Source organism: Thiocapsa sp. (genome assembly GCF_035467215.1).
GTDB lineage: Bacteria > Pseudomonadota > Gammaproteobacteria > Chromatiales > Chromatiaceae > Thiocapsa.
In genome coordinates this window covers 1-5,668 of sequence record NZ_DATITZ010000332.1, presented here as the reverse complement: position 1 = coordinate 5,668, position 5,668 = coordinate 1, and the positions used below count along the sequence as shown (strand labels likewise).

The 5,668-nt window shown below is 65.1% G+C and carries 5 protein-coding genes and 1 pseudogene; 1 reads left to right on the top strand and 5 read right to left on the bottom strand.

Annotated elements, in window-relative coordinates; genetic code table 11:
• From VLR48_RS17920 to VLR48_RS17910, 3 genes and pseudogenes are all read right to left on the bottom strand, one after another.
• A partial coding sequence (locus VLR48_RS17920) for an ATPase domain-containing protein (protein ID WP_325293094.1) occupies positions 1-536 on the bottom strand: 536 nt, incomplete at its 3' end.
• Positions 537-588: 52 nt separating this feature from the next.
• Positions 589-747 (bottom strand): annotated as a pseudogene (locus tag VLR48_RS17915) (chemotaxis response regulator protein-glutamate methylesterase); the annotation flags it as partial.
• Between the two features lie 14 nt (positions 748-761).
• Positions 762-2,141, bottom strand: a complete 1,380-nt coding sequence (locus tag VLR48_RS17910) for a cache domain-containing protein (RefSeq protein WP_325293093.1) — start codon at positions 2,139-2,141, stop codon at positions 762-764.
• Between the two features lie 103 nt (positions 2,142-2,244).
• On the opposite strand from VLR48_RS17910, the gene malQ reads away from it, so the two are divergent.
• Positions 2,245-3,753 (top strand): 4-alpha-glucanotransferase, encoded by a 1,509-nt coding sequence (gene malQ / locus VLR48_RS17905; RefSeq protein WP_325293092.1) that lies wholly within the window; start codon positions 2,245-2,247, stop codon positions 3,751-3,753.
• Positions 3,754-3,872: 119 nt separating this feature from the next.
• Here the strand turns inward: malQ and VLR48_RS17900 are convergent, their stop codons facing one another.
• Both VLR48_RS17900 and VLR48_RS17895 read right to left on the bottom strand, forming a co-directional pair.
• Positions 3,873-4,214 (bottom strand): TusE/DsrC/DsvC family sulfur relay protein, encoded by a 342-nt coding sequence (locus VLR48_RS17900; protein ID WP_325293091.1) that lies wholly within the window; start codon positions 4,212-4,214, stop codon positions 3,873-3,875.
• A 284-nt stretch (positions 4,215-4,498) separates the two neighbouring features.
• Positions 4,499-5,668 (bottom strand): Do family serine endopeptidase (locus VLR48_RS17895; protein WP_325293090.1); only part of this gene is annotated, 1,170 nt, incomplete at its 5' end.

Below are 5,668 nucleotides of genomic sequence, written 5' to 3'. Positions count from 1 at the left end.
CGCGGGACGCACTCCAGGGGCCGTTCAACTGCCGGATCTAGGATGATGGAGGAGATATCGAGATGACTGACGCCTGCGCTGTCGTCGCCGAGCAGCTCGGTCGCGACCGTGGTGACGCCTTCCTCCTTGATCAGATAGAGCAGGCGCAGCAGCATCTCTTTGGAGACCGGATCGCGGCTGCGACCGGCCAGACCGCTGACCGGATCCAGGATGACGAGCGCCGGGCGATGCCGGCGCACCGAGCGGATGACCCGCATCAGATGCTCCTCCAGACCCAGCTCCACCGCCCGAACCGGTTGCAACAGCAGGGCGCCGAGGCCGTCGACCGTGTGATTGTCCTCGCGGTGATAGCGTGCGAGATCGATGCCGATACTGCGCTGGTTGCGGATCAGCTCGTCGAGGCTCTTCTCGAAGCTGATGCAGAGGGTCGAGATCCCGGCCTCGCAGGCGGCTCGGGCAAAGCTGCAGGCGATGCTGGTCTTGCCGGTGCCGGCCTGACCGGACAGTAAGGAGGCTAGCAAAAATAAGTTGAACAATAGGTGTCATGGTCCGCATCCCGTCCATCTCGGGCATCTGAAGATCCATGGTGACGACGACCGGCTTGAGCGCCAGGGCCTTCTCGACCGCCTTCCGACCATCCGCAGCCTCGCCGCAGACGACAAGGCCGGGCGCGGCCTCGATGAGTGCCCGGATCAGGCCCCTTGCGGAGAGACTGTCGCCGATCACCAATACCCGTACAGGTTGCATCCAGTACCCCGCAATCAGGGCCGGCTCGCTATGCCGGGGTCGGCGGACGGTGTCTGTGCACCGTTGAGCACGAATTGATCCAGGCTACCCTGCAGGGCGCTCGAGAGCTCCCTCATGTCGCGCGCGATATCGGCAATTTGGCGCACGGCGCCGGCGGTTTCCGAGCTGGCGGTCACGATCTCGCGCAAGGCGGCCACGACCTGATCGCTGGCGGTGCGCTGCTGTTGCGTGGAAAGACTGATCTGCTGCGCGGAGGTCGAGGTCTCGCTCGCCGCCTCGACGAGGGCTTGAAGGATGTCGGCCGCGCTGGCCGAGTCCGCGATCCCCTGCGCGATCCCCTGCGCGATCCCCTGCGCGATCTCGCGCGAGGCCGCGTGGACCGAGAAGGCGGTGGTCTCCACGCCCGTGACCAATGCGTTGAGATGCCCGCGCATCCCGTCGAGCGTGCGGGCGAGGTCGGCGAGCTCGTCATTGCCGTCGATCGCGCCGCCGCCGCCGCTCAGATCGCCGTTGGTGACGCGATCGATTTCGTTGGCCAGGCGGCGGATCCGCTTGGTGATGGCACTGGCGGCGACGGGTTTCGTGCCGATCCGAAGCTCTGCGACTTGGAACTCGCCTGCGAAGGCCGCTTCGAGCGCATCCGAGCCGAGGAAGGGTTGACCTTCATGGGTACTCGCAAAGGTCTGCAACTCATCGTTGCGCAGGATATCGAGCGCGGCCTCGACGCCGTAGCTTGCTTTGAAGTCGTCGAAGAAGGTTTGGCCGAAGGACATGCCGAATTCCACCGAGCCGAGGTGGCGTCCCTCACGGAGCACCGGCACCACGCCGCGCGCGCCGAGGCCGCCGACGCCGAATTGCAGCCCGCGGTGCGGCTTGATGTCGCGGTTGGTATCCACGACCGACTGACGGAAGCTCGAGAGGTCGTCGCCGAAACTCTCCAGCATGTGCAGACGCAGAAACGACATGGCAGGTGCGGTATGGAACTGGAACTGGACCGCGCCGAAGTCGCGCTCGAGTGCCACGAAGGGCGGACGCAGCTGCTCGGGCAGCCAGTCGCGATCGCCCGCGGCGAAACGCGCCTGCACCTCCGGCATCTCGGCGACCAGGACGCTGAGCGCCTCGGCCAAGCCGACCTCCTCGCGGATCTGCATCTGGGCCATCGCCGCATAATGACGCAGCTCGGACTCCTCCGCCGTGCGGCTCACGGTCTTGAGATTGTGCAGGCTCACCAGCGTGAGCGTGGTGATGGCCAGGATGATCGCCGCGCCGATGACGAGGAGGATATTGGCCCACAGCCGGATTTGCTTGAATATCTGGACGCGTCTCTCATGCGGATGCGGGCGCCCGACGTCGGTCCGCCGCGGAAATGACGTAGCGAGTGTAGCCGAATTCAAATCGTCGACTGTGAGAACCCGCGAGCAAACCCGCGCGGCTTTTCGAGCGCGCTTTGGGTAGACTCGCGGGTTTTATCACTCGCCCAGACTTTGGAGTCACGGCATGCACCGCACCAGCGGCATTTTGCTCCACCCGACATCGCTACCCGGCCCTTACGGGATCGGCGATCTCGGGCACTCGGCCCGGCATTTCGTGGATTTTCTCGCGGCAGCGGGGCAGGGGCTGTGGCAGATGTTGCCGTTGGGGCCGACCGGGTACGGAGAGTCGCCTTATCAGTGCACCTCCGCCTTTGCGGGTAATCCGTTATTGATTAGTCCGGAGCTCTTGGCGGAGGCGGGTTGGCTCGGCCAGGAAGATCTCGATGCCCCTGATTTCCCGAACGACCAGGTGGACTTCCATACCGTCATCCCGTGGAAGCGTGCGCTGATCGCACGGGCGGTACATGCTTTTCAGGAGCATGCGAGCGAGACCGATCGCGAGGACTATCTGCTTTTCCGTCAGGCGCATGCCGACTGGTTGGACGACTTCGCCCTCTATCATGCGCTGAAGGTCCACCACGGACACCGGCCCTGGACCGAGTGGCGGGCCGACCTGGCGCAACGCGAGCCAGGCGCATTGGCGCGCTGGAGCAAGGCCCATGCGCGCGAGCTCGATGCCCAACGCCTGATCCAGTACTTCTTCTACACGCAGTGGTCGGGCCTGCGCGCCTATGCCAACAGCCGCGGTGTGCGTCTCATCGGCGACATGCCGATCTTCGTCGCCCATGATTCGAGCGAGGTCTGGACGCATAGGGAGTGGTTCCAGCTCGACGAGGCCGGTCATCCGACGGTCGTCGCCGGTGTGCCGCCGGATTATTTCAGTGCGACCGGCCAGCGTTGGGGTAATCCGCTTTACGATTGGCCGAAGGTGGCGGCGGACGGCTACAGCTTCTGGATACAACGCCTGCGACGGGTCTTGGAGCTGGTCGACCTTGTGCGGATCGATCACTTTCGGGGGTTCGCCGGCTACTGGGAGATCCCGGCGACGGAGGAGACCGCCATCAACGGCCGTTGGATGCCGGGTCCCGGAATGGCGCTCTTCGACGCACTGCGGGCAACACTCGGCGAAGGCCTGCCGCTGATCGCCGAGGATCTCGGCGTCATCACCGAGGACGTGGAGGCCCTGCGCGACGGCCTGGATCTGCCCGGCATGGCGATCCTGCAATTCGGATTCGAGGACACCGAGGGCGGATTCGGACGCTCGTCCTTCCTGCCCCACAATCACCGTCCCGGTCTCGCGGTCTACACCGGCACCCACGACAACAACACACTGCTCGGATGGTGGGCGCTGCGCGACCCGGCAACCCGACACAACGCGATGCTCTATCTCAACAGCGACGGCCGCGAGATCCACTGGGATTTCATTCGCAGCGCGCTCGGGTCGGTCGCCGCGCTTGCGCTCTTCCCGATGCAGGATGTTCTGGGTCTGGGCGCCGAGGCGTGCATGAACCGCCCCGGGACATCCGAGGGCAACTGGCTCTGGCGCTATCGCGAGGACATGTTGACGGACGACGCAGCCGAGCGGCTGCGTGTCCTGAGTCGGATTTACGGTCGTTTGCCCTACGCCGGCTGAGCTGAGCGAGGCTTAGATCGTCGTCATCTTTGGAATCTAAACCGCGTCAGCTCCGACGTCCGTTATTGCGGCCGTAGCCGATCCAATTCAGAAACCACGCATGTCTCTTCGGACGCGGTTCAGCAGGAGTGGCAGTAATACCGCGGTAACCCTGCAAGTCGGCAGGCCTGTTTACAGCCCCCGTCCGGAAAGAGCGCCTCCAGGTGCTTGCGCGAGCAAGGTGTATGAGGTGACACATGGGCGCCGACGGTCTTGATGACGACCTTCGGTGACGGCGGCATCTCATGCGTTGCGTAATATTCGCGAAGGAAATTGATCACCGCCCAATGACATTCGGTCAGGCTCAGCCCTTCCTCTTCCGCCAAGGCGGTGGCGACCGAAGGCTCCCAATCGTCGAAATAGGCTAGATGACCCTGCTTGTTGATCTCGAGCTGCCGTCCGGCGATTTGCATGGCTGACATCGCGTGCTCCTCCACCCGTCGGGTGGTTCGGTACTGCTTTGGTGGTTTTGCGCCTGTCCGATGGCTTTCGGTCCATGTTCGGGTTCGTGCCCGACCTGTACGTGGTCTGATACGCGAGGTCCGGCTAGACAATTGTCAATGCAATTTCGGCTAATCATGGACCGAAATCCGGCGGATGCAACCGGATCCAGATCAACGGATCGTCGGAGCCGGCGCCGCCAAGCCACTCCGACACTCGACGCATACCGCGCCGGGCGCGGTTTCAATCGATCGCGGACGCCCGGTCAGCGCCGCGCCAGGACGACCAGATCATCGCCGCGTTGGACGCGCAGGCTCAGGATGTCACCGGTTTGGTGCAGCACCTGCGCGACGTCGCGCAGGCTCGCCACCCGTTGGCCGTTGACCTGAAGCAGGCGGTCGCCCTCGCGAAGGCCTGCGTTCCATGCGGGACTGCCGGGCTCGACGGTCCCGACGGGGAGCGCCGGAACGCCACCGCGACGATCGAGCTCGCCGAGCAGCGCACCTTCCAAACCGGGGGCGACGCGTCGTCCCTCGACGAATGCCGCGTAAGGGTCGGCGATGGTCCCTTTGAGCCGGCGCATCTTGCCCCCGCGCGAGATCTCAAGCTCGACGCGCGAGCCGACCCGCAACAGACCGAAGCGGTTGCGAAGATCGTCGGCCCCTTTCACCGAGGCGCCGTTGATCGCGAGGATCACGTCGCCTTCCTGAAGGCCGGCCTCCGCCGCGGCCGAGTCGGGCTCCACCGCGTTGACCACGGCCCCGTCGCGTCGCGCGATGCCGAGTGCGGCGGCCAGCTCGGGCGTGAGATCCTGGATGGCGACGCCGAAGAGGCCGCGTCGAACCGATCCGTGCTCCACGAGCTGATCCATCACCGCCCGCGCCATGTTCGCCGGGATGGCAAAACCGATCCCGATGTTGCCGCCGCCCGGTGCGAGGATTGCGGTATTGACGCCGACCAGCTCGCCGCGCAGGTTCACCAGCGGACCGCCCGAGTTGCCCGGATTGATGGAGGCGTCCGTCTGGATAAAGCTCTCATAGCCCTCGATCCCGAGCCCCGAGCGGCCGAGTCCGCTGACGATGCCCGAGGTCACGGTCTGGCTCAAGCCGAAGGGGTTGCCGATCGCGACCACGAAGTCGCCGACCTTAAGCGCATCCGAGTCCACCACCGGCAAGGCGGCCAGGTCCTCGGCCGGGATGCGCAGGACCGCGATGTCTGTCTCCGGGTCCGCCCCGACCAACTCGGCCACCAGGGTGCGCCCGTCGTGCAGGGTCACCCGGATCTCGCTCGCCTTGGCGATGACGTGTTGATTGGTCAGGACCAGACCACGCTCGGCATCGACGATGATCCCCGAGCCCAGGCTGTTGCCCTCTCGGTGCCGATGTTCGGGCGGCATCTCGAAGAAGCGCCGAAAGAAGGGGTCGCGCATCAGCGG

Excerpts from the sequence above, each read along its gene's own strand:
- malQ (WP_325293092.1), top strand. The coding sequence starts at position 2,245 with ATGCACCGCACCAGCGGCATTTTGCTCCACCCGACATCGCTACCCGGC.
- VLR48_RS17900 (WP_325293091.1), bottom strand. The coding sequence starts at position 4,214 with ATGTCAGCCATGCAAATCGCCGGACGGCAGCTCGAGATCAACAAGCAG.